Genomic DNA, 26,605 nt, shown 5'->3' on the forward strand with positions numbered 1-26,605 from the left:
ACCGGCCCGGCGGCGCTTCGGGGGGAGCGTCACCGGACCGGGGACCGGTCGGCTCAGGGCCGGGACGCCGGGGCCTGCTCGGCGGCGCCGGCCGGGACACCGGCGGCGACGTCCTCGGTGGCCTCCACCCGCCCGCCGGGCAGCACGAACGCGGCCGCCGCCGACAGCACATACAGGCCGACGACCACCCACATCGCGGTCTCCGCCGAGTGCACCGGCGTGCGGTGCTGGTCCAGCTGCCCGAAGTAGACGGTGCCGATCAGCGCCACACCGGCCGCGACACCCACCTGGATCGTGGTGTTGACCAGGGAAGAGGCCGGTCCGGAGTGCTTGCGCGGAACTTTCGCCAGCACGATGTTCACCAGCGTGCCGGCCACCATCGCCATGCCGACACCGGAGATCACCAGACCGGGGATGAGCTGCCAGGAGTGCAGCGCGGTGCCGTAGCGGTCCAAGGTGGCGAGCACCACGGCCATGCCGGCCGCCATCACCAGCGAGCCGGCCATCACCAGGCGGCGCCCCAGCACCATGAGTTGCGGGGCGAAGCCCGATCCCGCGCCGACGCCCACGGTGAAGGGGATCATCGACAGCGCGGTGTGCAGCGGCGAGTAGCCGATGCCCGTCTGCAGGTGCACGGTCAGCACGAGGGTGTACGCCGTGCCGCCGAAGAAGATCACCGCGACCAGCAGACCGCCGACCGCGCCGCGGAACTTGAACAACTCCGGGTCGATCAGGGGCGTTTCCCCGCGCCGCACCATGGACTGCTCGTAGCGGTAGAAGAGGAACGTCACCAGGGGGCAGGCGAGCATCAGGGCGATGGTCCACCACGGCCAGCCCAGGGTGCGGCCCTCGACCAGCGGGTAGAGCAGGGCCACCAGTCCGGCGGTGACGATGAGCGTGCCGGGCAGGTCGGCGGAGGGGGCCCGCTCGCTGCGCGACTCACGGGTCAGCAGCGCGGCGCCGAGCAGACCGGCGATGCCGATGGGCACATTGACGTAGAAGATCGGCCGCCAGTCCTGGCCGAAGAGGTCGGCGTCCAGCAGGACGCCGCCGAGCAGCGGTCCGCCCAGACCGCCGAGGGCGAAGGTCATGCCGTACATCGCCATCGCCTTGGGCTGTTCGAGCTTGGGGAACTCGACCTGCACCATCGCCAGCACCTGGGGCACCATCAGCGACGCCGAGGCGCCCTGCAGTACACGGGTCGCGATCAGCATCTCCGGGCCGTTGGCCAGACCGGCCAGCGCGGAGGTGATGGTGAAGGCCAGCAGCCCGGCCATGAAGATCCGGCGGCGGCCGAACCGGTCGCCCAGCCGGCCACCGGTGATCATCCCGGAGGCGAAGGCGAGGGTGTAGCCCGCCACCGACCACTCCAGCTGGGTCGACGACGCGTGCAGCTGCTCGCGCAGGGACGGCAGCGCCACGTTGATCACGGTCGAGTCGACCATGTCCATCAGCACCGCGAGCAGTGTGACGGCCAGCGCGAACCATCGCTTAGGGCTGTAGCTGGGAGCCGCCTCAGCTGTGTGTTCGGACATGGTCTCGCCCTTTCTGGCCGCGTGACGGCGGCTCGGGTAAGATCGGCGGAGCAAGAAGACTTTGCTTTGAAAGTAAAGCTATGAGGAAGCGAGAGGCATGTCAACCGATGATCTCTCCGGCCGGGACGCCCCGACCGTGGACCAGGCCATCCGCGACATCCTGCTGCTCCTGCCGCGGGTGATGGCCCGGACCAAGCGCGCGCCGGCGCCCGCCAGCCTCCGGTCGTTCAACCTGGCGCCGCGGCACCTGTCGCTGCTGGGCTATCTGGTCTTCGACGGCCCGCTGGCCGTCAACGAGCTGGCCACCCGGCTGGAGGTCGCCCCGGCGACGGTGAGCCTGATGGTCAGCGACCTGGCCCGGCAGGGCGTGGTGGAGCGGCGGGAGGACGAGGCGGACCGGCGCCGCGCCATCGTCACCATCGCCGAGGCCAACCAGGCAGCGGTCGAGGGCTGGCTGGCCAGGGGCGCCCGCGCGTGGCGTACGGCCTTCGAGCCGCTGTCCCCGGCCGAGCGCAGGACCTTCATCGACACGCTGCGTACCTACGAGCGCGAGATGGCGGGCGCGATGGAACGGGAGGTGGCGGGGGAGAAGTGAGCGGCGGGGCGGCGGCGGCCGAGCCGCGGACCGCCCCGCCGGCCGGCTACCGGCTCAGCGGTCGGCCGGCAGCGGCGGCAGCGCGGGGGCGCGCAGCCAGGCGGCGAAGACGCCGTCGACCGGGCGGGTGGTGTACCGCTGGGCGTGGGCGGCCAGATCGGCGGTGGTGACCACGCCGTGGCGGTGTATCACCGTCCAGCCCCTGAGCATCCGGAAGAAGGCGCCCTCGCCCAGGGTGCGGCGCAGGGCGTGGACGGCCAGGCCGCCGCGCTCGTAGAGCCGGTCGTCGAACATGAGCCGTCTTCCCGGGTCGTCCAGCCGCAGGTCCTGCGGCTGCCGGGCCAGCCTGCTGTGCGCGGCCGCGGCGAGCGCGGCGGCCGTCGGGCCGCCGATGTGCTCCGACCACAGCCACTCCGCGTACTTGGCGAAGCCCTCGTTGAGCCAGATGTGCCGCCAGTCCGCGACCGACACGCTGTTGCCGAACCACTGATGGGCCAGCTCATGGGCCACCAGCCGCTCCGAACGCCGCTGGCCGCCCAGGTGGTTGACCCCGAAGGTGGCCAGGCCCTGGGCCTCGACCGGCACGTCGAGTTCTTCGTCGGCGACCACCACCGCGTACTCCTCGAAGGGATACGCGCCGAACACGTCCTCGAAGAACTCCATCATCCGCGGCTGCCGGCCGAAGTCCGTGCCGAACTCCGGCAGCAACCGGGCGGGCACGTACGCCGTCTGCGGCACGGGTCTGCGTGGGTCGAACCGGGAGGCGCGGCCGGTGAGCGGCACGATCTCGTAGCGGCCGATCGAGACCGTCACCAGATAGCTGGAGGTCGGCGCCGGCTGTTCGTACACCCAGGTGGTGCTGCTCGCCCGGGTGGTCCTGGTGAGCAGCCGCCCGCCGACGACCACGGTGTACGGCGACGGGGCGGTGACCGCGATCTGGTACGACGCCTTGTCGGCGGGCCGGTCGTTGCAGGGATACCAGGACGGCGCGCCGACCGGCTGGCTGGCCACCAGCGCGCCGTCGGTCAGCTCCTCCCAGCCCAGCCCGCCCCACTGGCTGCCCACCGGCTTGGGAGTGCCGGTGTAGCGCACCTCCACGGTGAAGGCCGCGCCCGGCTCCAGCGCCTTGCCCGGGCGGATCCGCAGCTTGCCGGCCCGATGGGTGTAGTGGGCGTCGCGGCCGTCCACCGTCACCCCGCCGAGCCGGAAACCCGCCGCCAGATCGAGCGAGAACTCCCGCAGCGCCTCCCCGCCGGCCACCGCGCTGAGCCGCGCGGTGCCCTTGAGCCGGTTGGACACGGGCCGGTAGTCCAGGGCCAGTTCGTAGCGGTGGACGCCGTAGCGGACGTCCCCACTGGCCGGGAAGTACGGGTCCGCGGCCGGCGCCGCCTGCTTGTGGCTCAATGGTGCTGCGCTCCCTCACGGCCGGCCGGCGGACCGTGGCCCGCCGAGCCGTGCCTCATCCGTGCCCCGTCCCTGCCCCGTCCGTGCGTCATCGGTGCCTCACCGGTGCCTCATGGCTGTCCGAGCCAGGCCTCCGCCGGATTGCCCAGCCACCGGGTGTCCGGCGGGATGGACTCCCCGCGCATCACCAGCGAGGCCGGCCCCAGCGTGCTGCGGGCCCCGATCTCGCTGCCCGGCAGCACGATCCCGCCGGGGCCGAGGGTCGAGCCCTCGCGCAGGGACACCGTATCCATCCGCATGATCCGGTCGTGGAACAGGTGGGTCTGCAGCACACAGCCGCGGTTGACGCTCACCCCGTCCCCGAGGGTGACCAGGTCGGCCTCGGGCAGCCAGTAGCTCTCGCACCACACACCCCGGCCGACGCCCGCGCCCAGACCGCGCAGCCAGAGGTTCATCACCGGGGTGCCCGGCACCGAACCGACCAGCCAGGGCACCGCCAGCACCTCCACGAAGGTGTCGGCCAGCTCGTTGCGCCACACGAAGCCGCTCCACAACGGCCGCTCCACCGCGCGGAACCGCCCGACCAGCAGCCACTTGGCGGCGATGGACACCGCGGCGGCGGCCACCCCCGCGCCCAGCAGCACCACACCGGACAGCAGCGCCGCCCAGCCCAGCGGGACGGCCGCGGTCAGCCGCACCAGCGCGGCCAGGGTCAGCGCGGCCAGCGCGGCCGAGGCCAGCACCGGCACCACCCGGCACACCTCGACCAGCCCACGCGCCCAGACGAGCCGGGCCGGCGGTTCGTACGTACGGCTCTGGTCGCCGTCGTCGGCCGAGCGCGGCAGCCGGACCGGCGGCATCCCCAGGTAGGAGCGGCCCTCCTTGGCCTTCTTCGGCGTGGCCGACAGCACTCCGACCAGGCCCCGGTCCGGGACCGCCCGTCCCGGCGCGGTCATCCCGGAGTTGCCGAGGAACGCCCGCTCGCCGATCTCGGCGGCGCCGATCCGCAGCCAGCCGCCGCCCAGCTGGTACGGCGCCACCAGGGCGTCGTCGGCCAGGAAGGCCCCGTCGCCGATGGTGGTCAGGCTGGGGAGCGCCAGCACGGTGGACACCTCGGCCCGGCTGCCCACCTTCATGCCCAGCGCCCGCAGCCACAGGGGCGTGATCAGACCTGCGTACAGCGGGAAAAGGGTCTGGCGCGCCGCGTCCATCAGCTGGCTCACCGTCCACGACTGCCAGCCGACCCTGCTGTGCAGCGGATGCCAGCCGGGGCGCAGGCCCAGGCTCAGCAGCCGTACACCGGCCACCAGCAGCGCGGCGTAGGCCAGCCCGAACGCCAGGGTGGCGGGCACCAGGGCGATCAGCGCCCCGCGCAGGGCCGCGCCCAGGCCGCCGTCGGCCGGGACGACGCTGCCCACGACCAGCAGCGCCGCCAGCCCGGCGGCCACCGGGAGCAGGCTCAGTCCCAGACCGCTCGCCCCGTACGCCGCCGCCCATCCGGCCCGGCGGGCAGGACGCTGTTTGGGCCAGCGCCGCTCCGCCCGGCCCAGCTTGACCGCGGGCGCGCCGGCCCAGCTCTGCCCGGTCGGCACCTGCCCGGTGACGCTGGAGCCGGCCGCGACCTGTGCCCGCTTGCCGACCCTGGCGCCGGGCAGCAGGGTGCTGCGAGTGCCGACGACCGCGCCGGAGCCGATCTTCACCGACCCGATCTCCAGCCGGTCGCCGTCCAGCCAGTAGCCGGACAGATCCACCTCGGCCTCCACCGCGCAGCCCCGGCCCAGCTTGAGCATCCCGGTGACCGGCGGCAGCGAGTGCAGGTCGACGTCCGGTCCGATCCGGGCGCCGAGCGCGCGGCCGTAGCGGATGAGCCAGGCCCCGGACAGCGTGGTCGCCCCGGCGAACTCCGCGATCCGCTCGGCCGTCCACAGCCGCAGATGCACGCTTCCGCCGCGCGGATAGCTGCCCGGCCGCAGACCGCGCAGCAGCAGCCGGGCGCCGGCGGCCGCGATGGCCAGCCGGCCCGGCGGGCTGAAGAGCAGCAGGCCGCCGGCTCCGACCAGCCACCAGGAGGCGGTCGGCGCCCAGGCGTAGCCGCCGAACCACCCGAGGACATCGCCCAGCGCCAGCAGTCCGACCGTCCAGCGCAGCCCGGCCAGGGTGAACAGCGGCACCAGCAGGAGCAGTTGGACGAGCTTGGCGCGCGTCGGGACCGGCGCGACCGTACGTGCCTCGCGGTCGTCGCGCACCGAGCCGTCCAGCAGCCGCGCGAGCTTGCGGACCGTCGGGTGCTGGTAGATGTCCAGCACGGAGACCGACGGGTGGCGGGCGCGCAGCAGCGTGGTGAGCTGGGCGGCGCCGAGACTGCTGCCGCCGACCGCGAAGAAGTCGTCCCGGGCGTCGGTGACCGGCGCGCCGATGATCTCGCTCCACTGCTCGGCCAGCCACGCCTCGGTGCCGGTGAGCGGCTCGGCGGTGAGTGCGTCGGCTTCCGCTTCGACCAGCGGCAGCGGCCAGGGCAGCGCGGCCCGGTCCACCTTGCCGGAGGTACGGGTGGGCAGCGTCTCGACCGCGGCCAGCAAGGGGACGAGGGCGCCGGGCAGGTGCGCCCGCAGCTGCTCGACGGCCTGCGCCCGGTCCCAGCCCTCGGTGGCCACCACATAGCCGACCAGCAGCTGATTGCCCCGCTTGGCCGTCCTGACCGCGGCGGCGGCGCCGGCCACACCGGGCAGCGCCTGGAGCGCGGCGTCCACCTCGCCCAGTTCGATCCGCCGGCCGCCGAGCTTGATCTGCTCGTCCGCGCGGCCGAGGAAGATCAGGCCTTCGGGCTCGGCCTGCACGAGGTCGCCGCTGCGGTAGGCGCGCTCCCAGCCGAGCGCGTCCAGCGGGGCGTACTTCTCGGCGTCCTTGTCCGGGTCCAGATAGCGGGCCAGGCCGACGCCGCCGATGATGAGCTGGCCGCTGCCGCCCATCGGGACGGGGGCTCCGGACTCGTCCACCACGGCCAGCTCCCAGCCGTCCAGCGGCAGGCCGATACGGACCGGCCCGCCACCGGTCAGCAGCGAGGCGCAGGCCACCACGGTCGCCTCGGTGGGCCCGTAGGTGTTCCACACCTCCCGCCCTTCCATGACCAGCCGCTCGACCAGCTCGGGCGGGCACGCCTCGCCGCCGAAGATCAGCAGCCGCACCTCGTTGAGCGCCTCGGCGGGCCACAGCGCGGCGAGCGTGGGCACGGTGGAGACCACGGTGATCTCCTGCTCCGCGAGCCAGAGGCCCAGGTCGCCGCCCTCGCGCACCTGGGAGCGCGGGACGGGCACCAGGCACGCGCCGTTCCGCCAGGCGAGCCACATCTCCTCGCAGGAGGCGTCGAAGGCGACCGACAGGCCGGCCAGCACCCGGTCACCGGGGCCGATCGGCTCCTCCTGGAGGAAGAGCGCCGCCTCGGCGTCGACGAAGGCCGCCGCGTTCCGGTGGGTGACGGCGACGCCCTTGGGCCGGCCGGTGGAACCCGACGTGAAGATGATCCAGGCGTCGTCCTCGGGGGACGGGCGCGGCTGCCGGGTCCGGGCGGGCCTGCTGTCCGTCACCGTCAGGCCGCGGCCGGCCCCCAGCACCGCGCCGACGCCGGCTTCGCCGAAGACGAGGTCGGCGCGCTCGTCCGGGTCCTCGGCGTCCACCGGTACGTAGGCGGCGCCCACCGCGAGCACGGCGAGGATGCTGACGTAGAGGTCGTTGCTGCCCGACGGCACCCGCACGCCCACCCGGTCGCCGATCCCGATCCCGGCCGCCGCCAGCCGGCGGGCCAGCGCCGCCACCTCGGCGGCGAGCGCCCGGTAGCTGAGCGCGGTGCGGCCGTCGTCCAGCGCCGGTTCGTGCGGATGGGCCAGGACGGTGGCGTCCAGCACATCCAGCAGGGTCCGCGGCGCGGTGGCGCCGCGCCCGGCGAAATGGGCCGGCCGTGCGACGGGGTACTCGGCCTCCCCGGCCTCCCCGGCCTCCCCGGTCCCGCCGGGCAGCCCGGTGCCCGCTGCCGGCCCGGTCCCGGTGGCCCGCTCGTCCTCGACTCGCAGTGTGTCGCTCCGCGCCGCTACGTTCATGCGCTCCTCGTCCCTCGTCCCCGGTCCACGGCCGATGCCGTGCTCAGGGGAACGGTGAGGTGCCCTGGCGGGCGCCGCACTCGGTACCAAAACAAGACAACCGGCCAATATTAAGGGCTGGCCGCGGACCGGCCGCCGAGCCGCGGAGGCCCGGCCCGCCGCCGGCAGCCGCGCGGGACGGCCCCGGAAGGGGCGCTGAGCTGGGCGGATGGTGGCCGGGGCGCCGTCCGCGCAGGGGACCGCCGCCTACCGCCGAACGTGACGCAGTCAACGCCGGACGTACGCCGACAGGCGCCCGGGCGGGGCCCGGAGGGGGTGCGGAGAGGCCAACGCCCGCCGCCGGCCGGGCGGTTGGAGCGGCCCGCGCGGGGGAGCGGGCCGCGCACGGCCCGCTCCGCCGGGGAGGCGGCGGGCAGCCGTCCGTACGACGGCGCGCCGGGAGGATTCATCTCGGGGGAGCCTCCCGCCACTCGGCCAGCCGGTCGAGGAAGACCCGCTGGCCGGCCAGGATCTTCTCGCGGGCCTGCGGCAGATCGAGCCAGGCGGCCCGGTCGATCTCCGGGAACTCCTGGATCCGGCCCGACCCCTTCGGCCACTCCATCGAAAAGGTGCCGGGAACGGCCAGCGCGGGATCGAGATCGCCGTCCAGCGCCCACACCGTCACGATCTTGCCACCGCTCTGCCGCGCCTCGCCGAGCGGAATCAGCTCCCCGTCGGGCACCGGCATGCCCAGCTCCTCCCGGAACTCCCGCCGGGCCGCGTCGAGGGCCGGCTCGTCCGCCGCGTACTCGCCCTTGATCACGCCCCACGCGCCGGCGTCGCGCCGGGCCCAGAAGGGTCCGCCCAGGTGCCCGAGCAGCACCTGGAGCCCGCCGTCGGCGCCGCCGGCCGCGCGGAAGGGAAGGATGCCCGCACTTCGCTTGTCCACCACCCGGCCCAGTCTGCCCGGCGACCCGGCCGAAGGCCCGCCCTGACGCATACGGGTGAACCCCGGGACGGCGCGGGGCGGCTGTTTCCGGCCGTCACTGTCGCCCGCTCCTCCCTGAGGAGGTCGGTGGGCAGTACCGCGGTACTGCCCACCGAGCGCCGAGTCCGCTCCCTGGTACGACGCCCCTGGCCTCCGGCGCCCGTACGGTCGTCACAGGGGCTCCGGAGATCGGTCCGGCGGCCCCGCGCACCGGAAGCAGTCCGGAAGCCCGCCCCGACGGACACCGCGGGAACACCCGTGAGCCGCCCAGGACATCCGAGGACCGAGGACACCCCCATGATCGAGATCAGCCATCTGGTCAAGCGCTACGGTGACAAGACCGCCGTCGACGACCTGGACATCACCGTCCGGCCCGGCATCGTCACCGGATTCCTGGGTCCCAACGGGGCCGGGAAATCCACCACCATGCGCACCGTCGTCGGCCTGGACGAGCCCACCAGCGGCACGGTGAAGGTCAACGGCAGGCACTACGCCGAGCACCGGTCCCCGCTCCAGGAGGTCGGCGCGCTGCTGGAGGCGAAGTCGATCCACCCCGGGCGTTCCGCCTTCGGGCATCTGAAGGCCCTGGCCCTCACCCACGGCATCCCGCTCCGCCGCGTCGAGGAGGTGATCGGCGTCGCCGGACTGAGCGAGGTCGCCGGGAAGCGGGCCGGCGCCTTCTCGCTCGGCATGGGCCAGCGCCTCGGTATCGCGGCGGCCCTGCTGGGCGACCCGCGGACCATCCTGCTGGACGAGCCGGTCAACGGGCTCGACCCCGAGGGTGTGCTGTGGATCCGCAATCTGCTCACCGGGCTCGCCGCCGAGGGGCGGACCGTTTTCGTGTCCTCGCACCTGATGAGCGAGATGGCGCTGACCGCGCAGAACCTCGTCATCGTCGGCCGCGGCCGGCTGCTGGCCGACACCACCGTGGACCGCTTCGTCCAGGACGCCGGCGGCAACAGCGTGGTGGTCGCCAGCTCCGACCCCGCGCGGCTGCGCGGCCTGCTGCTCGGCCCCGGAGTGGACATCACCGGCGCCGCCGGGACGGAGACCCTGCACGTCACCGGACTGACCGCCCGCGCGATCGGCGTCGTCGCCGCCGAGAACGGCATCGCCGTCTACGAACTCACCGCGCGGTCGGTCTCCCTGGAGGAGGCCTTCATGAATCTGACCCGCGACTCGGTGGAGTACCACAGCACCAGCGCCGCCGAGCGGCTCGACCCGGCCGGGGACAGGAGCGCGGCATGAGCACCACCGTGCGCACCCCTCCCGCCGAGACGGCCGCCGCCGAGCGGCCGGTCTACCGGGTCACCGGCCCCCGGGTGGTCCGGGCCGAGTGGTCCAAGCTGTGGTCGCTGCGGTCCACCTGGATCACGCTGGGCGTCTCCCTGCTGGCGCTCGTCGCCTTCGGCTGGATCGCGTCCGCCAGCTACACCCCGAACGGCACCATCAGGGGCCCGGGCGGCGACGCCCACGACGCGGTGGGCCTCGCGCTGGGCGGCTTGAACTTCACCCAGCTCGCCATCGGCGTGCTGGGCGTGCTGATCACCGCGGGTGAGTGCTCCACCGGGATGATCCGCTCCACGCTGGCCGCCGTGCCGCGCCGGCTGCCGGTGCTGTGGGCGAAGGCCGGGGTCTACTTCCTCGTCGTGCTGGTGCCGCTGACCGCGGCGGCCTTCGCGGCGTTCCTGATCGGCGGCACCGCGCTGTCCGGATCGAAGATCGCGCTCGGCCTGTCCGATCCCGGAGTCGTGCGCTGCCTGTTCGGAGCGGGCCTCTATCTGGCGCTGGCCGGCGTGATGGCCGCGGCGCTCGGCATGCTGCTGCGCTCGGTGGCCGGCGGCATCGGCGCCTACGTCCTCGGGGTGCTGCTGCTGGGCGAGCTGGTCAAGCTGCTGCCGAACTCGATCAGCGACTCGGTGGGGCCGTACGTACCCGGTAACGCGGGCGGCGCGGTCTTCGCCCTCACCCACGGGTCCGACACCCTCAGCCCCGGCGCGGGCCTGGCGGTCTTCGCCGGATGGGCGGCGCTCCTGCTGGCCGCGGCCGCCTACCGGCTGCGCCGCAGCGACGTCTGAGCCGTCGGCGACCGGCCGCCTGGCCTACAGTCGGAACATGCGGTTTCCGTCCCTCCCGGGCGGATACGCCCCGAGAAGGCATGATCCGAAGGGCCCGGCCCGGATACGCGCGATCCCGATCGGCGGAGTCGGACCGACACCGGCCGGCCACGTACGACCCAGACAGGTACAAGCACCGTGATGAGCAGCCCCGCGCTCCCGCTCGACCCGCTGCCGGCGCATCCGCTGGCCCAGCGCTGGCTGGGCTTCACCCAGCGGATGCGCGGCGCCGACCGGGCGCGTCCCCGGCGGCTGGACTCGCTCATCGCCGCCGTGGTGGCGCTGCTCGGCCTGGCCGACGCCTTCGTCCAGGACCCGGCCAACCCGTTCCAGCGGCTGCACGGCCTTCCGCTGCCGGCCGTCCTGGCGATCATCGCCGGCCTCGCGCTGCCGCTGCTGTGGCGGCGCCGGGCCCCCGGGGCCGTCTTCTCGGTCGTGATCGCGGTCTGCGCCGTGCAGTGGTCGCTGGGCGTGCTGCTGCACAGCGACCTGAGCGTGCTGGTCGCGCTCTACGCGCTGGCCCGCTACGCCACCCGGCCCCGCCTGCCGTGGGCGGCGGCCGCCACCGTCGCGGCCGCCACGGTCCTCGTGCTGCGGGTCGAGGTGATCAGCCAGCCCCTGCTCAGCCTGTTCTTCGTCTGCGGCACCGCGACCGCGGCCGTCGCGCTCGGCCTGGCGGTGCGGATCCGGCAGGCCCACCTGGCGGCCGTCGCGGACCGGGCGGCACGGCTGGAGACCGAACGTGAGCAGCGGGTCCAGCTCGCCATCAGCGCCGAACGCGGCCGGGTCTCCCGCGAGATGCACGACATCGTCGGCCACACCCTGGCCGTCATCATCGGCCTCGCCGACGGCGGCGCCGCACTGGCCGGCACCGCCCCGGAGCGCAGCGGTGAGGCGTTGCGGATCATCGCCGGCACCGGGCGGCAGGCGCTGGGCGAACTGCGCCGCACGCTGGCCGCCCTGCGCGACCAGCCGTCCGGCCCGGAGCCGGCCGCCACCCGTCCGACCTCGGCCGAGCTGGCCCCGCAGCCCGGCACCGCCGACCTGTCCGCCCTGCTGGACCGCACCCGCGCGGCGGGGCCCGAAGTGGCGTTCCGCACCACGGGCGACATCGCCGCGCCGACGCCGGGCGTCCAGCTCGCGGTCTACCGCATCGTGCAGGAGTCCCTGACCAACGCGCTCAAATACGCCGGCCCCACCACCTCCCTGCGGGTGACCTTGCAGGTCACCCCCGACCGGGTGCACCTCAGGGTGCAGGACAGCGGGCCCGGCGAGCGCCGCGCGCCGACCGAGCCCGACCGCGACGGTCTGGGCCTGATCGGCATCCGCGAACGCGCCGTGCTGTCCGGCGGCACCGCCACCGCCGGCCCACGCCCCGGAGGCGGCTGGACGGTGGCGGCCACCCTCCCGCTGACACCGCGGGAAGAGCGCCCATGACGACCGTCCTCATCGCCGACGACCAGCCCTTGCAGCGGATGGGCTTCCGGATGCTGCTGGACAGCAGTCCGCAGACCTCCGTCGTCGGGGAGGCGGCGCACGGCGCGGAAGCGGTACGGCTGGCCGCGCGTCTCCGTCCCGATGTGGTGCTGATGGACGTGCGCATGCCGGGGATGGACGGCATCGAGGCCACCCGCCGCATCCTGGCGGCGGGCAACCGGTCCCGCGTCCTGGTCCTGACCACGTTCGACGTCGACGAATACGCCCACACCGCGCTGCGCGCCGGAGCCAGCGGCTTCCTGCTCAAGGACGCGCTGCCCGACGAACTACTGGCCGGGATCAGGGCGGTGGCCGCCGGGGACGCGGTGGTGGCTCCCGCGCTGACCCGCAGGCTTCTCGACACCTTCGCCCACCACCTGCCCGCCGGCGCCGACGACGCGGGCGCGCTGGCCCCCTTGCGGCGGCTGACCGACCGCGAACGCGAGGTGCTGGTCGAGGTGGCCGGCGGCCTGACCAACCGTGAGATCGCCGAACGGCTCGTCCTGTCCGAGTCCACCGTCAAAGGCCACGTGGGCCGCGTGCTGGACAAGATCGGCGCCCGGGACCGGGTCCACGCCGTGATCATCGCCTACGACGCGGGCCTGGTCCGCCCCCGGCCTCGGACGCGGCCCTAGCCGTGTGACGGGGAGCCGTACGACCGGGAGCCGTACGACGGGGACGCCGGCCGGGCGTCAGCCGCCGGCCGGGGCCGGCAGCGGGAAGCGCAGCGTCGCCGCCGCGACGTGTTCGCGCAGTGGTGTGTCCGCCCGCACGTGCTGGACGCTGCCGCCCTCGTCGATCACCGCGGCCACCAGTTCGTCGACGACGTCGGGAGTCCGCCGCACGCCTTCGCCGCACAGCGGGCAGGCCTCGGCCGACAGACCCAGCCAGCCGTCCTCCTCGCAGACCACACCCGGCACCACATCGCCCTCCTGCACCAGCAGATCCCGCGCCGCCGCGACCGATCCCGCCCACAAGGAGTCGCGCAGGCCGATCGCGGCCGGCCGCCCGGCCGCCGCCCGCTCCAGGCACGCGTCCACCAGCCGCCGCTCCTCCTCGCGCTGGTGGGCGTCCACGAGTTCACCGGCGCTCGCGCGCACGTCGGCGGGGGTGGCGGTGTCCATGTCGGCGCTGAAGGTGCCGACGAGCCGGGCCCGCAGGTCGGGGGAGAGGAACTCCAGGAAGGCGGGCGCCTCGTACGCGTGGCCCCCGACGGCCAGCAGCTCGAACTCGCCGCGGCGGAAGAGATCCGCCAGCAGCTCCGCGACCCGCCGGTAGTGGTGCTTGCTGATCTCGTCGTTCTTGTTGCGGAGGCGGTCGGCGCCGCGGCCGGTCGCGTAACTGGCGTCGCGCAGCAGCGGATCGCGGAAGGTCTCGATCTCGCGCATCTCGTCCAGGTAGAACTCCCAGACCCTGGCCCGGCTCTTGTCGACCAGGACGGCGCAGGTGCGGCGGTACTCGTCCAGCGACGCTCCCAGCGGACGGGTCCAGGGAGTCGTGTCCAGCGTGATCCGGTCGCGCACCGGGTGCGGCAGCGCGACCTCCTCGAAGAGGTCCCGGGCGCCGCAGGCGAAGTAGGCGTACGCGCCGGGCTTGTGGTGGTCGACCGCCGCCGCCTCCGCGATGCGTGCCATGTCCTCGCGCAGCGACATCCGTACGTCGTGTTCGAGCGAGGCGTCGTCGGCCGCCGGCCGGATCCGGTCCAGCAGGTCGCCGACCCGGGCGGGGAACTCCTTCTGCGCGGGCGGGTCCAGATCGACCCGGGCATAGGCCGACAGCACCGGGAAGCGGGGCTCCTCGAAGTGCCTGAGCCGGTTGAGGGTCTCCTGCGTGATCATCTCAGCTCCTCGCCGTTCCGCGTCCGCGTCGGCCGCGCCCTCCGGGTCGATTCACGGCAGCAGTTTTTCGAGGTCCCTGGGGAGAACGGACCCGACGTTGTGCCATTCGCCCTCGGAGACATGGGCCTTGAGCGCCTGGAAGACGGTCCGGGTCAGCTCCTCCATCCCGCCGTCGACCTTGTGCGGGAACTCCTCGCGCACCCGGGCGAGGAAGTCCTCCTTGCCCATCTTCACCGGCACCCGGCTCGGATCCCAGCTGTCGTAGTAGATGCCGCGCACCAGCATGGGCAGCTGCGCGGCGAGATGCGCCGTCTCCTCGACGGTGAGCCGGTCACGCAGGGCATGGAGGGTGGCACGCAGCGCGCTGTACGACTGGTTGCGGCACTCCTTCGGCCATTCGTTGGCCATCTCGATCTGATGCAGCAACGTGTTCGTCTTGTCAACGGTGACGTTGAACGACGAGAAGCCTGTCTCCGCCATCTGAATGTCCTTTCCGGGCTCGCGGTGAAGGAAGAAGGTCTGCGGCGCCTCGGACAAAAGGGTTCTTTCCACCCTACAAGGCAACCGCTGACCCCGCAGCGGAGCGGTTTCGGCCCGGCCCGCCGCCGGGGCCTTGACGCCGGACCGGGGCCGGGCAGGATGAGCACATGCCCCTTGACATCGCACAGGTCCGCAGCGCGTTCCCGGCTCTCGCGGAGGGAGTGGCGCACTTCGACGGCCCCGGCGGTTCGCAGGTCCCGCTGCCGGTCGCGCGGGCGGTCGCCGACACCCTGTGCGGCGGCATCTCCAACCGCGGCGCCGTCACGGCCGCCGAGCGGCGGGCGGAATCCGTGGTGACCGGGGCCCGGGCGGCCGTCGCCGATCTGCTGGACTGCCGGCCCGAGGGCGTGGTGTTCGCCCGCTCGATGACCCAGGCGACGTACGACATGGCCCGGGCACTGGCCAAGCGGTGGGGCGAGGGCGACGAGGTGGTGGTCACCCGGCTGGACCACGACGCCAACATCCGGCCCTGGGTCACCGCCGCCGAGGCGGCCGGCGCGACCGTGCGGTGGGCCGACTTCGACCCGGCCACCGGTGATCTACCGGTGGACCGGGTGACGGCCGTGCTGTCACCGCGTACCCGCCTGGTGGCCGTGACGGCCGCGTCCAATCTGCTCGGCACCCGCCCGGACATCCCGGCGATCGCCGAGGCCGCGCACGCCGCGGGCGCGCTGGTGTACGTGGACGGGGTCCATCTGACACCGCACGCCGCGGTCTCCGCGGCCGAGCTGGGCGCCGACTTCTACGCCTGCTCACCGTACAAGTTCTTCGGCCCGCACCACGGAGTGCTGGCGGCGGCCCCCGAACTGCTGGAGGCCGTGCACCCGGACAAGCTGCTGCCGTCCACCGACACGGTGCCGGAGCGCTTCGAACTCGGCACCCTGCCCTACGAGATGCTGGCCGGCACCACCGCCGCGGTCGACTTCATAGCGGCGCTGGGCGGCTCGTCCGCCGCTTCCCGGCGCGACCGGCTGGTGGACTCGATGCGGCAGGTGGAGGCATACGAGGACGACCTCTTCGCCCGGCTGCTCGACGGGCTGGCGGCGATCGACGGCGTGACACCGCACGGCTCACCGAAGCGCCGCACGCCCACCGCGCTGTTCTCGGTGGCCGGCCGCTCGCCGCAGGAGGTGTACGAGCACCTGGCCGGGCTGGGCGTCAACGCCCCGGCCGGCAGCTTCTACGCGATCGAGGCGGCCCGGCACATCGGACTCGGCGCGGCCGGCGCGATACGGGCCGGCGTCTCCCCGTACAACAGCGCCGACGACGTCGACCGGCTGCTGGCGGGCGTCGCGGACCTGGCCCGGTAGCCCCCCGGCCACGCGGCACTCCGCGCCCGGGCATGGGGAAGCCCCGCGCTCCGGGGGGAGCGCGGGGCCTTCACGCGATACGCCCGGGGGACGTACCTGCCGTGTTGGTGCTTACGCGGCGCCGCGGTTGGCGCGGTAGCGGCGCCGGACCACGGCGGCGCCGCCGAGGGCCACCACGGCCGCGATGCCCGCGGTGACGGGCAGCATCGGCGAGTCGCTGCTGCCGCTGCTGGCGGCGAGCTTGGCGGTGTCCACGCCGCCGCCGGCCGGCCCGGTGATGGGCTTGACGACGGGCTTGGGGAACTTCTTCGGGATCGAGGTGATCTTGGAGACGGCGCCGTGCTTGTCGAGGATGACCTCGACGTCGTTCGGCTTCTTGAAGCTGAAGGCGTTCAGCAGCGTCCCGCCCCGCTTGTCGAACGAGCCGTCACCGATCGTCCCGGTCTTCCAGTTGCCCTCGATGAAGGACGTGATCGAGGCCTGCTCGGTCAGCGTGTGGTCGACGCTGTTGGTCTTCGCGTAGGGCGAGATGACCAGCAGCGGCTGACGCGGGCCGGGGCCGCAGCGGTCGGCGTAGCCGCCCTTGGCCGCGGGACCGGTCTGGCACGCCTTGCTGTCCACGGCCTTGCCGTTGGAGCCGAGCGTGGAGTCCTTGGAGCCGTTCAGCACCGGCGGGGCGACATGGTCGTACCAGCCGTCGGAGTCGTCGTAGGAGATGACGATCGCGGTGGACTTCCACTCCGGCGACTTCTGGATCTCGTTGATCGTGTTGACCAGGAAGTTCTGCTCGTCCAGCGGGTCGGAGTTGCCCGGGTGGCCGTCCTCGTACGCGGCGGCCTTCAGGAAGCTGACCGCCGGCAGCTTCTGCGCGGCCAGGGCCGCGTCGAAGTCCGTCAGGTCGTAGTTGTGGTTCGCCCGCCCGTTGTGCCCGATCTCGTCCACCGACGCCGGGGCGAGGTGGTGCGGGTTGGAGGTGGACTTGTAGTACTCGAACGGCGAGTGGTGCGCGCTGTAGTCGTTGACGGCCTGTCCGCCCACGTTGGTGTGGGTGGTCGCGCACTTGGCGAACGACGTCGAGGTGCCGTCCCACGGCGTGCTCGGGCGGAAGCCGCCCTGGAACCAGCCCCAGCTGACGTTCTTCTGGTTCAGCAGGTCGCCGATGTTCTGGCCGGTCATCTTGGCCAGCGGGCTGGTGGAGGCGTGGTTGTTGTTCGAGCAGTCGTCGAAGGCCGGGTCGGTGTCACCCGACAGCGTGCCCACGCCCTTGGCGTTCGGCGAGGCCACGAACGACGACGGGGTCGCCGTCTGCTTCGGGTTCTCCGTGCCGGTGGCGGCGTCGACCGACTCCACACCGTGCGTCTGACCGGAGACCAGGTTCAGCGCGCCGGGAGTGGAGGGCCCGTAGGTGGAGCTGAAGGAGTTGTCGTTCAGCGTGTAGTGCTGCGCGTAGTTCCACAGCGCCGTGGTGGTGTTGCCGTCGTAGTAGTCCATGACCATGCCCGGCGCGGCGTACAGGCCACCGGAGCAGGTGTCCTGCTCGGTGTTCTGCACGAACTTGTCGGACTTGCCGTTGTCGTACGCCAGCTGCTCCGGGCCGTACGAGTGGTTCTGCGAGCAGGTCATCGCCTGCGCCGGACCCAGCCGGGTGGGCGCGTACTGGTTCGGGTTCTTCTTCAGCAGGTTCGCGTTGGCCAGGTTGTTCACCTTCGGCGTCTTGGAGGACGCGACGAACGGCGTGCCGTCGGTGTTCGCGGCCTTGGGGTAGGTCGCGAAGTAGTGGTCGAAGGACTCGTTCTCGTCGAACAGCACCACTACGTGCTTGATCGGCGTGGTGGTCTTGGAGCTGTTGTCCTTGGCGTGGCCCGCGGCCGACGCCGGAGCGATCGAACCGCCGAGCGCGACGAGCGCCGCCGCCGCGACCAGCGAGGCCGCGCGCACGGTGCCTCCCCGGCCGGAGCGCGCTGTGGCTCTTGCACTGAACATCTGTCACCTATCCATGGATGCGCGGCCGGCCGCTCCCCCTACGGACCTGCCGGCCTGCGCTTTTCGAGTTGCCGCAGGGCATGTTCCAGCCGCCGCCCCACCGCGCACATGGTCCGTTCATGGACCCCATGTGAACCCTTGGTCAGGAAATCGCCAAGAGTGCCGTGAAGAACGCCCATGTCAGCGGCTTGCGCGGAGCCCGGCGACCGCTTGCCGCCGGCCATGGCGGACGTCACCCGAACGGCGGTGCCCGCCCGGACGGAGGGTCACCCGTGCGGCGGAGGGCGGCCGGCCGCGTTTCAGCCCCCGGGTGGGCGCCGCCGTCCGCCGTCCGGCCCCCGGGGCGGCGCCCGCGGCCCTCGCGCCGTCGGCGCCCGGGTGAGAGAACGGGAGCATGTCCGCAGGCAAGCAGCCGCATCAGGCACTGGTCGAGGAGATGGGGCGCCGGCTGGAGCAGTCGCGCGGCGACGAGAACCGGCTCGCCCGCCTGGTGGAGGACGTGCTGGGGATCGGCGCGGACCTGGATCTGATGTCGGTGCTGACGAAGATCGTGGAGGCCGCCGCGCGAGCGGTGGACGCCCGCCACGGCGCGCTGGGGGTGCTGGACGAGCACGGGGAGTTCTCCGACCTGATCACCACCGGCGTCGACCCGGGCGTCGCCCCGACGGTGGGTCATCTGCCGCACGGCGAGGGCCTGCTCGGTGAGCTGGTGCGCGAGCCCGGACCGATCCGGGTGCCCGACCTGGCCGCCGACCCGCGCGCCGTGGGCTTCCCTCCCGGGCACCCCGTCATGCGCAGCCTGCTCGGCGCCCCCATCCACATCCGCGGCACCGTCTACGGCAACCTCTACCTGACCGACCGCCGGGACGGGCACCCCTTCAGCGCCGCCGACGAGAGCATGCTGGTGGCGCTGGCGAGCGTGGCCGGCGGGGCCATCGAGAACGCCCGGCACCACGACCGCCTCCAGCGGGCCGCCGAGGAACTGCAGCGCCGGCTGCTGCCCGAACTGCCCGACATCGAGCCGCTCCAGGTCCAGGCCCGCTACCACCCGGCCCTGACCACACCGCACGTCGGCGGCGACTGGTACCAGGCGGTGGCTCTCGCCGAGGGCGTCCGCTGCGTCGTCGTCGGCGACGTCATGGGCCACGACACCGGCTCCGCCCTCACCATGCACAAGATCAGCAGCATGCTGTACGTGCTGGCCCTCGACCAGCAGGGCGCCCCCTCCCGGGTCGTCCAGGGCCTGGACCGGGCGCTGCACCGTACCGGCTCCGCGACGATGGCCTCGCTCGTGGTGGCCACCCTCCGTCCCCGCGACGACGCCCGCTGGGTGCTGCGCTGGACCAACGCGGGGCACCCGCCGCCACTGGTGCTCACCCCGCGCGGGGAGGCGGTCTATCTGGACACCGAGGAGCCGCACGGGATGATGATCGGCGTCGACCCTGCCGCGCCGCAGCCCGAGCACGAGCGGGTCCTGGAGCCCGGCAGCACGCTGCTGCTCTACACCGACGGGCTCGTCGAGGACCCCCGCCGCACGCTGACCGAGGGCCTCGACGACCTGGCCGAGCGGGCCGCCGCCCTGTCCGGCGCACCGCTGGACCGCCTGTGCGACGCCCTCACCCGGGCGGACGACCGGCACCGCAACCGGGACGACATCGCCTTGATGGCCATCCGCCTGCCGCCGTCGGACGACGTCCGCGGCCAGGCGTGAGGCCGGCCCGGCCGCGCGTCGGCCGGTCACGCGCCGGCGGTCACAGCGAGTCGAGGTGGTGTTTGCGGCCCGGCGGCGGGAAGGCCTCGTCCAGCGCGCGGAGATCGTCGTCCGTCAGGCGCAGGTCGAGCGCGGCGCCGTTGTCCTCGACATGGGCCGGGGTGGACGCCTTGGGGATCGCGATCACATCGTCCGTGCGCAGCACCCAGGCGAGCGCCACCTGGGCGGGTGACCTCCCGTGGGCGGATGCCACCGCCCGCAGCGCGGGGTGGGCCAGCAACCGCCCCTGCTCCACGGGGGAGTAGGCCATGATCGGGACGGAGAGCTCCCTGCACCGGGGAATCAGGTCGTACTCGCGGCCGCGCCGGGCGAGGTTGTAGAGCACCTGATCGGTCTGCGGGCGGGCGCCTTCGGGCAGTTCGGCCAGGTCGGCGACATCCAGGTTGCTCACCCCCCATGAGCCGATACTGCCCTCGGCCACCAGGGATTCCAGCGCCTGGACGGTCTCGGGGAGCGGGATACTGCCGCGCCAGTGCAGCAGGTAGAGATCGATCCGGTCGGTGCCCAGCCGGCGCAGACTCGCCCGGCAGGCCTTGACGGCGCCCCGCCGGTCGGCGTGCCGGGGCGAGACCTTGCTCACCAGGAACACCTCGTCGCGCCGGCCGCGGATCGCCTCACCGACCAGTTCCTCGGTGGCGCCGCTTCCGTAGACCTCGGCGGTGTCGATCAAGGTCAGCCCCAGGTCCAGGCCCCGCCGCAGCGCGGTGATCTCCTCGGAGCGCCGTGCCGGGTCCTCCGCCATGTGCCAGGTGCCCTGTCCCAGCGCGGGCACCCGCGCACCGGAGGGAAGTGTCACCGTCCGAGTCGTCGTCATCGCTGCCTTCCCAGTCCTCGGCACATCCGCGTGGCCGATCCAGCGCCCATGCTCGCAGCCGGCCGCCCGTCCGACGTGCTCCGACGCGGCCGGGTCGTCCGACCGGTGGGCCACGGCGGGCGGACCTCTGGGAGGAGGACGGACGGGTGCTGCTCACCATGGACGAGCGCCGCAAGCGGCTGGAGCACCTGCGCGACGACCCCCGGGTGACGCTCACCGTGCTCGACGAGGCGGACTGGTACACCCACATCAGCATCATCGGCCGCGTCACCGAGATCCGCGAGGACGTCGATCTCGTCGACAGCGACCGGCTGTCCCTGCACTACCGCGGCAGGCCGTACGCACAGCGCGACCGCCGCCGGATCAGCGCGCGGATCGAGGTCGACCGCTGGCACGGCTGGGGCACGCTGAAGGACAGCAGCCAGCCCAGCTGAATCGGACCCGCGGCGGGTGGGGAGGTGACCGCGGCGGGCGGGAGGAGGTGACCGAGGCCGCCGCTGTCCCGGATGACCGATATGTAATTATGTGAATTGTGAACGACTTCCCCCTGGAGCCCGACCGCTCCGCCATGTCCGAGATGGGCGGTCTGGTCCTCGACCGGGTCGTGGACTTCGTCGAACGGCTGCCGGACCGTCCCACCGGCAACACCACCGACGCCGCGGTGACCGCCGACCTGGTGGCCGCCTTCCTGGCGCCGCCGCCGGAAGGGCCGGGGGACCTCAAGGCCCTGCTCGACCGCCTCGACGCCGCCGCCGACTGCGCCCTCGAGACGGCGGGCCCCGGCTATCTGGCCTACGTTCCCGGCGGCGGGCTCTACACCTCCGCGCTCGCCGAGTTCTACGCCCGCGGTATCAACCGCTACGGCAGCCTCGCCATGGGCGCCCCGGCGCTGACCGCCCTGGAGGAGAGCGTGCTGCGCTGGATCGCCCAGGATGTGTGCGGGCTCCCCGAGGGCAGCGGCGGCCTGCTGACCACCGGCGGCTCGATGGCCACCTTCTCCGCGCTGATAGCGGCCCGCCACGACCACCTCGGGGAGGACCTCGAAGCCGGCACCGTCTATGTCACCGCCTACGCCCACCACTCGGTGGCCAAGGCGGCCCGGCTCGCCGGGATAAGGCAGCGCAACATCCGCACGGTGGCCTGCACCGAGGATCTGCGGATGGACGTCGAGGCAGCGGCGGCGATGATCCGGGCCGACCGGCAGGCCGGCCTGCGCCCCTTCCTGCTGGTCGGATCGGCCGGCACCACCGACACCGGCACTGTCGACCCGCTGCCCGCGCTGGCGGACCTCGCCGAACGCGAGCACCTCTGGTTCCATGTCGACGCGGCCTACGGCGGCTTCTTCCGGCTCACCGAGCGCGGTCGCGAGCAGCTCGCCGGAACCGAACGCGCCGACTCCGTCACGCTCGACCCGCACAAGACGCTGTTCCTGCCCTTCGGCACCGGAGCACTGGTCGTCCGTGATCCCGCCAAGCTGTACGCCGCGCACGAAGGCACCGGGGACTACCTCCAGGACGTCGGTTCGGCCGGCGGACTGCCCAACTACGCCCACATGGGGCCGGAACTCACCCACGAGGTCCGCGGCCTGCGCGCCTGGCTGCCGCTCCACCTGCACGGAGTGGCCGCCTTCCGGGAAGCCCTCGACGAGAAGCTGGACCTCGCCGAGGAGGTCCACGGCAAGCTGGCCGCCGTCCCGGCGCTGGAAGTCCCCTGGCGCCCCGACCTGAGCACGGTGGCCTTCCGGGTCCGCCCGCGCGACGGCGGCGCGGAGGCCGCGGCCGAGGCAGACCTGGCCACCCGCGAACTGCTGGCGCGTATCAACGCCAACCCGCGGGTGCTGCTGTCCAGCACCGCGGTCGACGGCCGGCAGACCATCCGTGTCTGCGTCGTCGTCCACCGCACGCACCGCGACCGCGTGGACGAGGTCGTCGAGCTGATAACCGCCGAGGCCGCGCGGTTGTGAACCGGGAGGCCGCCCCGGTCAGGGGGCCCGGTGCAGGTTGAGGACCACCACGCCCAGGATGATCAGGGCGATCCCCACCCACTGCGGCTTGCCGAGCGACTCGCCGAAGGCCACCGCCCCGATGGCGGCCACCGCCGCGGTGCCGGCCCCCGACCAGACGGCGTAGGCGAAGGACACCGGGATGTCCTTCAGCGCCCGCCCCAGCAGGGCGAACGACAGGATGTACGCCCCCGCCACGCCGATGGTCGGCAGCAGGCGGCTGAAGCCGTCGGTGAGCTTGAGGCAGGTCGTGGCGCACACCTCGGAGATGATGGCCAGGGCGAGCAACAGGTAGGGCATCTGCGGCCTCCGCGGTGTCTTTCGGATGAGCTGTCGGGCTGGTGAAGCCGTGGGATCGGTCGGCCCGGCGGTGTACGGGGTGCGGACGCGTCCCGCCCGGTGCGGGACGCGGGCCGGGAGCGGTCAGAGCCGGGCCGTTTCCACCAGCGCGCTCAGCACGGCCAGATCGACGTCCTCCAGGCTGGCCACCACGGTGACGCCGGGGGAGGGGGCGATCGGCACGGCCGAGGGGATCGCCAGCACGGCGCAGCCCGCCGCACGCGCGGAGGCGATCCCGACGGGGCTGTCCTCCACCGCGACGCAGCTGTCCGGCCGGGCGCGCAGCCCCGCTGCGGCCGCCGCGTAGGGGTCGGGCGCCGGCTTGGTCACCGCGGTGTCCTCGGCCGCCACCGTCACCGTGAACCAGTGCGTGCCGAGCGCCCGGAGCACCAGGTCGACGATCCGGCGCGGCGAGGCGGACACCAGCGCGATCGGCACCTCGGCCGCCACCAGCTCGGCGAGCAGCCGCAGGACGCCGGGGCGGGGCCGCACCTCGGCCGCCACCCGGTCCCCGAACGCCCGCTCCAGGTCCGCCGCCAGATCCCGCGGGTCGCGGTCCGAGCCCGTGGTGCGCCGCAGATACTCGGCGGTGTGGCCGATCGGCCGGCCGAGCACATCGGGCAGATCGGCGTCGGTGAGCGATCGCCCCAGCCCCGCGGCGACCTCCACCGCGGCGTACCACCACAGCCCCTCGGTATCGACAAGCGTGCCGTCCATGTCGAACAGCACGGCGGCGGGACGGGTACGGCTGCTGGTGTGGTGCATGGGGAGGATCCTCGACGGGGGATGAGACGGATGCGCGGCCCGGTCGGGCGCGCGCGGAGCGGACCGCGCCGCCCGGCCGGAGCCGGGCGGCGCGGGCGCGGACGGGTCAGGCGGCGCGGCGGTCGACCAGCACCGGGTGCTCGGGGAACGAGACGGTGGCGGACGAGCCGACCGGGAAGCCCGACGCGGCGTGGCCCGGGACATCGATCTTTACCTCGGTGCCGTCGCCCAGCCGCACGGTGAGGCGGGTGATCGCACCGAGGAAAGCGGCGTTGACCACCCGGGAGGCGCCCTCGCCGTCGATGACGATACGCAGCGCCTCGGGGCGGACCAGGACGTCGAGCTCGCCGTCGGCGGGCACCGCCCCGTCCACCGGCAGGCGGCGGCCGAGCACCTCCACCTCGTCCTGCCCGGCCCGCGTGGCCGGGATGCGACTCATCGTGCCCACGAACTCCGCGACGAAGGCGGTGGCCGGCCGCGCGTACAGCTCCTCCGGCGCGGCGCACTGCTCCAGGCGGCCGGAGCGCAGCACGGCCACCCGGTCGGCCATGGACAGCGCCTCCTCCTGGTCGTGGGTCACGAACAGCGTGGTGATGCCGAGTTCCTGCTGGAGGCGGCGGATCTCCTCGCGGAGATTGAGCCGTACCTTCGCGTCCAGCGCGGACAGCGGTTCGTCCAGCAGCAGCACCCGGGGCCGCAGCGCCAGCGCCCGGGCGAGCGCGATGCGCTGCTGCTGGCCGCCGGACATCTGGTGCGGGAAGCGGTCGGCCAGCTGCGGCAGACCGACCAGCTCCAGCAGTTCCGCGGCCCGGGCCCGCCGCTCCGCCTGCCCCACGCCGCGCATCCGCGGCCCGAAGGACACGTTGTCCAGCGCGGTGAGGTGCGGGAAGAGGCTGTAGGACTGGAAGACCATGCCCGCGTCACGGCGGTGCGCCGGAATCCTGGTGACGTCCTTGCCGTCGACCAGCACCTGGCCCGAGTCCGGGTGCTCGAAGCCGGCCAGCATGCGCAGCGCGGTGGTCTTGCCGCAGCCCGACGGTCCCAGCAGCGCCAGCAGCTCGCCCGGGTGGGCGGTCAGGTCGAGTCCGTCCAGCGCGACAGCGGCGCCGAAGGAGCGCCGCAGCCCGCGGAATTCGATGGTGGCCCCGCCCGCCTCGCGGGCGGTGGCGGGTTCTGTCGCGGTGGCGGTCACGAGATCTCCTGAGCGGCCGGAGCCGCCGCGGCGGGACCGCGGCGGCGGTTCGAGCGGGACGAGCGGAAGGAAGGCCCACGGCCGACGGCGGCGAGCACCAGCAGCAGCCCCCAGGTGAGCACCAGGCTGATCACCGAGACGGCCACCGAGGTCTGCGCCTCGCTGTCGCCGATGGAGACGATCCAGACGGCGAACGGCGTGTAGCCGAGGATGGAGGACACGGTGTATTCGCCCAGCACCAGGGCCAGGGTGAGGAACGCGGTGTTCAGCAGCGCCCCGCGCATATTGGGCAGCACCACCTGGACGACGGCCCGCGGCCAGCCGGCACCGCAGTTGCGGGCGGCCTCCACGAGGGTGGGCACGTCGACGGCCCGCAGTCCGGCGTCCAGCGTGCGGTAGGCCAGCGGTAGCGCCATCAGCACATAGGCGAGCACCAGCACCAGCGGGAAACTCGGGTTCTGGATCGTGTTGAAGGTCTGGAACAGCGGGGTGTCGGCGAAGTGCTCGGGCCCCCAGCTGAGCACCTGGCTGATCCCGGCGGTCAGCGCCACCGCGGGCACGACCAGCGGCAGCGAGCAGACGATCTCCACCACCACCCGCAGCCGGGGAGCGGTCAGCCGGACCGCGAGCAGCGCCGGGACCAGCAGGAGCAGCACTCCGGCGATGGTGGCGCCGGCCATCTCCATGGTCAGCCGGATGCCCGGCCAGAAGCCGGCCGTGCCGAAGATGCCGCTGTAGGAGTCGAGGGTGAAGCCCTGGCCCGGCACATCGAGAGTGAAGAGCACCGAGAAGAACATCGGTCCCAGGAAGTACACCGCGGCCAGCAGCCCGACCAGGCCGCGCCACACCCGCGGCCGGGGCCGCCGCTTCCGCGCGGCCGGTGCGGTCGGGGACGTCTGGGGCGCCGGGGCGGCGGTCAGTGCAGCCATCGTGCGGTCCTTCGCTGCAGGGGTATGTAGGCGGCCATCACCACGCAGGCGATGATGATCATGTCCAGGCTGAGTGCCAGGGCCACGTTGCCCTGTCCGACCAGTACGTTGCCGGACAGCGTGTTGGCGATCTGCAGGGTGATCAGCGGTACGGAGCTGCCGACCATCGCGGCGGCGGTGGCGTACGCCGCGAAGGCGCTGCCGAACAGCAGCACGAAGCTGCCCATCAGCGAGGGGGTCAGGATGGGGCGAGCGACATGGAACCAGTACTGCCAGGCGGTCGCGCCGCCGTTGTGGGCGGCCTCCCGCCACTGGGTGCGCAGTCCCTCCAGCGCCGGGGTGATGGTGAGCACCATCAGCGGCACCAGGAAGTACAGGTAGACGATGGTCAGCCCGTTGAAGTTGTAGAGGCTCCAGCCGTGCTTCGTCAGGTCGAGCCGCTCGGTCAGCTCGCCGGCGTTGCCCAGGGTGGCCACGAAGGCGAAGGCAAGGGGTACGCCGCCGAAGTTGGCGAGCACCCCGGAAGCGGCCAGCACCGCCTCGCGCAGCGCGCGGAAGCGGGAGGTGATGACGGCCTGCGCCAGCGGCAGGCCGAACACCACGCTGAGCAGGGCGGTGAGCGCGGACAGCTTGACACTGCCCAGCAGCGCGGTGGCGTACGAACCCTGGACCGACTGGGTCATGTTGGCCGTGGTCCAGTGCGCGCCGGCCGGGTCGGTGGAACCCGTGTTGAACGCGCCCACCGCGATGGCGTACGTCGGCAGTCCGAAGACGACGGCGACGAAGACCAGGAGCGGGAGTACGGCGAGCCATCCGGTGGCGCGGGGCCGCGGGCGGGAGGCGGACGTGCTCGGGGCGGACAGCGGAGCGGCCCCCGTGCCGCCGGTCTCCTCGAACGAGGAGCCGGCGGCGGGGGACGGCATCGCGGCGGAAG

General features: G+C 73.4%; 22 protein-coding genes. 9 read left to right on the forward strand and 13 right to left on the reverse strand.

Annotated features, from left to right (window positions below):
* Window positions 1-53: 53 nt before the first annotated feature.
* The gene (locus ACFO3J_RS09160) at window positions 54-1,535 is read right to left on the reverse strand and encodes an MFS transporter (protein ID WP_386427942.1); all 1,482 of its coding nucleotides are present in this window, start codon (window positions 1,533-1,535) and stop codon (window positions 54-56) included.
* A 97-nt stretch (window positions 1,536-1,632) separates the two neighbouring features.
* Here ACFO3J_RS09160 and ACFO3J_RS09165 point away from each other — a divergent pair, with 97 nt between their 5' ends.
* The gene (locus ACFO3J_RS09165) at window positions 1,633-2,130 is read left to right on the forward strand and encodes a MarR family winged helix-turn-helix transcriptional regulator (RefSeq protein WP_386427943.1); all 498 of its coding nucleotides are present in this window, start codon (window positions 1,633-1,635) and stop codon (window positions 2,128-2,130) included.
* Window positions 2,131-2,184: 54 nt separating this feature from the next.
* On the opposite strand, the gene ACFO3J_RS09170 is transcribed toward ACFO3J_RS09165, so the two are convergent.
* From ACFO3J_RS09170 to ACFO3J_RS09180, 3 genes are all read right to left on the reverse strand, one after another.
* Window positions 2,185-3,534, reverse strand: a complete 1,350-nt coding sequence (locus ACFO3J_RS09170; protein WP_386427945.1) for a M1 family metallopeptidase — start codon at window positions 3,532-3,534, stop codon at window positions 2,185-2,187.
* 110 nt (window positions 3,535-3,644) lie between these two features.
* Complete coding sequence (locus ACFO3J_RS09175) at window positions 3,645-7,628, reverse strand: Pls/PosA family non-ribosomal peptide synthetase (RefSeq protein ID WP_386427947.1); 3,984 nt, start codon at window positions 7,626-7,628, stop codon at window positions 3,645-3,647.
* Window positions 7,629-8,073: 445 nt separating this feature from the next.
* Window positions 8,074-8,559, reverse strand: a complete 486-nt coding sequence (locus ACFO3J_RS09180) for an NUDIX domain-containing protein (protein WP_386427948.1) — start codon at window positions 8,557-8,559, stop codon at window positions 8,074-8,076.
* A gap of 333 nt (window positions 8,560-8,892) precedes the next feature.
* On the opposite strand from ACFO3J_RS09180, the gene ACFO3J_RS09185 reads away from it, so the two are divergent.
* The 4 genes from ACFO3J_RS09185 to ACFO3J_RS09200 all read left to right on the forward strand — a co-directional run bounded on the left by ACFO3J_RS09185 (window position 8,893) and on the right by ACFO3J_RS09200 (window position 12,823).
* On the forward strand, window positions 8,893-9,843 hold the full coding sequence (locus tag ACFO3J_RS09185) for an ATP-binding cassette domain-containing protein (protein WP_386427949.1): 951 nt from the start codon (window positions 8,893-8,895) through the stop codon (window positions 9,841-9,843).
* Window positions 9,840-10,673, forward strand: coding sequence for an ABC transporter permease (locus tag ACFO3J_RS09190; RefSeq protein ID WP_386427951.1), 834 nt, complete (start codon window positions 9,840-9,842; stop codon window positions 10,671-10,673). Before ACFO3J_RS09185 ends, ACFO3J_RS09190 begins: the two co-directional genes overlap by 4 nt.
* Window positions 10,674-10,853: 180 nt before the next feature.
* Complete coding sequence (locus ACFO3J_RS09195; protein ID WP_386427953.1) at window positions 10,854-12,149, forward strand: sensor histidine kinase; 1,296 nt, start codon at window positions 10,854-10,856, stop codon at window positions 12,147-12,149.
* Entirely contained in the window at window positions 12,146-12,823 is a 678-nt protein-coding gene (locus ACFO3J_RS09200) for a response regulator (RefSeq protein WP_386427954.1), read from the forward strand. Before ACFO3J_RS09195 ends, ACFO3J_RS09200 begins: the two co-directional genes overlap by 4 nt.
* Before the next feature lie 57 nt (window positions 12,824-12,880).
* Here the strand turns inward: ACFO3J_RS09200 and ACFO3J_RS09205 are convergent, their stop codons facing one another.
* Both ACFO3J_RS09205 and ACFO3J_RS09210 read right to left on the reverse strand, forming a co-directional pair.
* Complete coding sequence (locus ACFO3J_RS09205) at window positions 12,881-14,026, reverse strand: baeRF10 domain-containing protein (protein ID WP_386427956.1); 1,146 nt, start codon at window positions 14,024-14,026, stop codon at window positions 12,881-12,883.
* A gap of 51 nt (window positions 14,027-14,077) precedes the next feature.
* Window positions 14,078-14,506 carry a DUF2267 domain-containing protein gene (locus ACFO3J_RS09210; RefSeq protein WP_386427957.1) on the reverse strand — a complete coding sequence of 143 codons (429 nt, stop codon included), beginning with the start codon at window positions 14,504-14,506 and terminating at the stop codon, window positions 14,078-14,080.
* A gap of 167 nt (window positions 14,507-14,673) precedes the next feature.
* Here ACFO3J_RS09210 and ACFO3J_RS09215 point away from each other — a divergent pair, with 167 nt between their 5' ends.
* Entirely contained in the window at window positions 14,674-15,876 is a 1,203-nt protein-coding gene (locus tag ACFO3J_RS09215) for a cysteine desulfurase-like protein (protein WP_386427959.1), read from the forward strand.
* Window positions 15,877-15,987: 111 nt separating this feature from the next.
* Here the strand turns inward: ACFO3J_RS09215 and ACFO3J_RS09220 are convergent, their stop codons facing one another.
* A complete protein-coding gene (locus ACFO3J_RS09220; RefSeq protein WP_386427960.1) occupies window positions 15,988-17,859 on the reverse strand; it encodes a phospholipase C in 1,872 nt (623 codons plus the stop codon).
* A 394-nt stretch (window positions 17,860-18,253) separates the two neighbouring features.
* Here ACFO3J_RS09220 and ACFO3J_RS09225 point away from each other — a divergent pair, with 394 nt between their 5' ends.
* Window positions 18,254-19,570 (forward strand): PP2C family protein-serine/threonine phosphatase, encoded by a 1,317-nt coding sequence (locus ACFO3J_RS09225; RefSeq protein ID WP_386427962.1) that lies wholly within the window; start codon window positions 18,254-18,256, stop codon window positions 19,568-19,570.
* 40 nt (window positions 19,571-19,610) lie between these two features.
* Here the strand turns inward: ACFO3J_RS09225 and ACFO3J_RS09230 are convergent, their stop codons facing one another.
* Window positions 19,611-20,444: an aldo/keto reductase gene (locus ACFO3J_RS09230; protein ID WP_386427963.1), complete on the reverse strand. Its 834-nt coding sequence runs from the start codon at window positions 20,442-20,444 to the stop codon at window positions 19,611-19,613.
* A gap of 2 nt (window positions 20,445-20,446) precedes the next feature.
* Between ACFO3J_RS09230 and ACFO3J_RS09235 the strand changes: the two genes are divergently transcribed.
* Window positions 20,447-20,878 (forward strand): PPOX class F420-dependent oxidoreductase, encoded by a 432-nt coding sequence (locus ACFO3J_RS09235; protein WP_386428290.1) that lies wholly within the window; start codon window positions 20,447-20,449, stop codon window positions 20,876-20,878.
* Window positions 20,879-20,976: 98 nt separating this feature from the next.
* Window positions 20,977-22,407, forward strand: a complete 1,431-nt coding sequence (locus ACFO3J_RS09240) for a pyridoxal phosphate-dependent decarboxylase family protein (RefSeq protein ID WP_386427965.1) — start codon at window positions 20,977-20,979, stop codon at window positions 22,405-22,407.
* An 18-nt stretch (window positions 22,408-22,425) separates the two neighbouring features.
* Here ACFO3J_RS09240 and ACFO3J_RS09245 read toward each other — a convergent pair whose 3' ends face one another.
* The 5 genes from ACFO3J_RS09245 to ACFO3J_RS09265 all read right to left on the reverse strand — a co-directional run bounded on the left by ACFO3J_RS09245 (window position 22,426) and on the right by ACFO3J_RS09265 (window position 26,594).
* A complete protein-coding gene (locus ACFO3J_RS09245; RefSeq protein ID WP_386427966.1) occupies window positions 22,426-22,746 on the reverse strand; it encodes a DMT family transporter in 321 nt (106 codons plus the stop codon).
* 123 nt (window positions 22,747-22,869) lie between these two features.
* Window positions 22,870-23,550, reverse strand: coding sequence for an HAD family hydrolase (locus ACFO3J_RS09250; protein ID WP_386427968.1), 681 nt, complete (start codon window positions 23,548-23,550; stop codon window positions 22,870-22,872).
* A 106-nt stretch (window positions 23,551-23,656) separates the two neighbouring features.
* Window positions 23,657-24,742, reverse strand: a complete 1,086-nt coding sequence (locus ACFO3J_RS09255) for an ABC transporter ATP-binding protein (RefSeq protein WP_386427969.1) — start codon at window positions 24,740-24,742, stop codon at window positions 23,657-23,659.
* Window positions 24,739-25,671: an ABC transporter permease gene (locus tag ACFO3J_RS09260; RefSeq protein WP_386427970.1), complete on the reverse strand. Its 933-nt coding sequence runs from the start codon at window positions 25,669-25,671 to the stop codon at window positions 24,739-24,741. Before ACFO3J_RS09260 ends, ACFO3J_RS09255 begins: the two co-directional genes overlap by 4 nt.
* Window positions 25,659-26,594 (reverse strand): ABC transporter permease, encoded by a 936-nt coding sequence (locus ACFO3J_RS09265; protein ID WP_386428292.1) that lies wholly within the window; start codon window positions 26,592-26,594, stop codon window positions 25,659-25,661. Before ACFO3J_RS09265 ends, ACFO3J_RS09260 begins: the two co-directional genes overlap by 13 nt.
* Window positions 26,595-26,605 lie beyond the last annotated feature (11 nt).

The organism is Streptomyces polygonati (assembly GCF_042650325.1).
GTDB lineage: Bacteria > Actinomycetota > Actinomycetes > Streptomycetales > Streptomycetaceae > Actinacidiphila > Actinacidiphila polygonati.

Excerpts from the sequence above, each read along its gene's own strand:
- ACFO3J_RS09160 (WP_386427942.1), bottom strand. The coding sequence starts at position 1,535 with ATGTCCGAACACACAGCTGAGGCGGCTCCCAGCTACAGCCCTAAGCGA.
- ACFO3J_RS09205 (WP_386427956.1), bottom strand. The coding sequence starts at position 14,026 with ATGATCACGCAGGAGACCCTCAACCGGCTCAGGCACTTCGAGGAGCCC.
- ACFO3J_RS09220 (WP_386427960.1), bottom strand. The coding sequence starts at position 17,859 with ATGTTCAGTGCAAGAGCCACAGCGCGCTCCGGCCGGGGAGGCACCGTG.
- ACFO3J_RS09250 (WP_386427968.1), bottom strand. The coding sequence starts at position 23,550 with ATGCACCACACCAGCAGCCGTACCCGTCCCGCCGCCGTGCTGTTCGAC.
- ACFO3J_RS09185 (WP_386427949.1), top strand. The coding sequence starts at position 8,893 with ATGATCGAGATCAGCCATCTGGTCAAGCGCTACGGTGACAAGACCGCC.
- ACFO3J_RS09215 (WP_386427959.1), top strand. The coding sequence starts at position 14,674 with ATGCCCCTTGACATCGCACAGGTCCGCAGCGCGTTCCCGGCTCTCGCG.
- ACFO3J_RS09190 (WP_386427951.1), top strand. The coding sequence starts at position 9,840 with ATGAGCACCACCGTGCGCACCCCTCCCGCCGAGACGGCCGCCGCCGAG.
- ACFO3J_RS09210 (WP_386427957.1), bottom strand. The coding sequence starts at position 14,506 with ATGGCGGAGACAGGCTTCTCGTCGTTCAACGTCACCGTTGACAAGACG.
- ACFO3J_RS09175 (WP_386427947.1), bottom strand. The coding sequence starts at position 7,628 with ATGAACGTAGCGGCGCGGAGCGACACACTGCGAGTCGAGGACGAGCGG.
- ACFO3J_RS09265 (WP_386428292.1), bottom strand. The coding sequence starts at position 26,594 with ATGCCGTCCCCCGCCGCCGGCTCCTCGTTCGAGGAGACCGGCGGCACG.
- ACFO3J_RS09165 (WP_386427943.1), top strand. The coding sequence starts at position 1,633 with ATGTCAACCGATGATCTCTCCGGCCGGGACGCCCCGACCGTGGACCAG.
- ACFO3J_RS09195 (WP_386427953.1), top strand. The coding sequence starts at position 10,854 with ATGAGCAGCCCCGCGCTCCCGCTCGACCCGCTGCCGGCGCATCCGCTG.
- ACFO3J_RS09260 (WP_386427970.1), bottom strand. The coding sequence starts at position 25,671 with ATGGCTGCACTGACCGCCGCCCCGGCGCCCCAGACGTCCCCGACCGCA.
- ACFO3J_RS09230 (WP_386427963.1), bottom strand. The coding sequence starts at position 20,444 with ATGACGACGACTCGGACGGTGACACTTCCCTCCGGTGCGCGGGTGCCC.
- ACFO3J_RS09245 (WP_386427966.1), bottom strand. The coding sequence starts at position 22,746 with ATGCCCTACCTGTTGCTCGCCCTGGCCATCATCTCCGAGGTGTGCGCC.
- ACFO3J_RS09200 (WP_386427954.1), top strand. The coding sequence starts at position 12,146 with ATGACGACCGTCCTCATCGCCGACGACCAGCCCTTGCAGCGGATGGGC.
- ACFO3J_RS09225 (WP_386427962.1), top strand. The coding sequence starts at position 18,254 with ATGTCCGCAGGCAAGCAGCCGCATCAGGCACTGGTCGAGGAGATGGGG.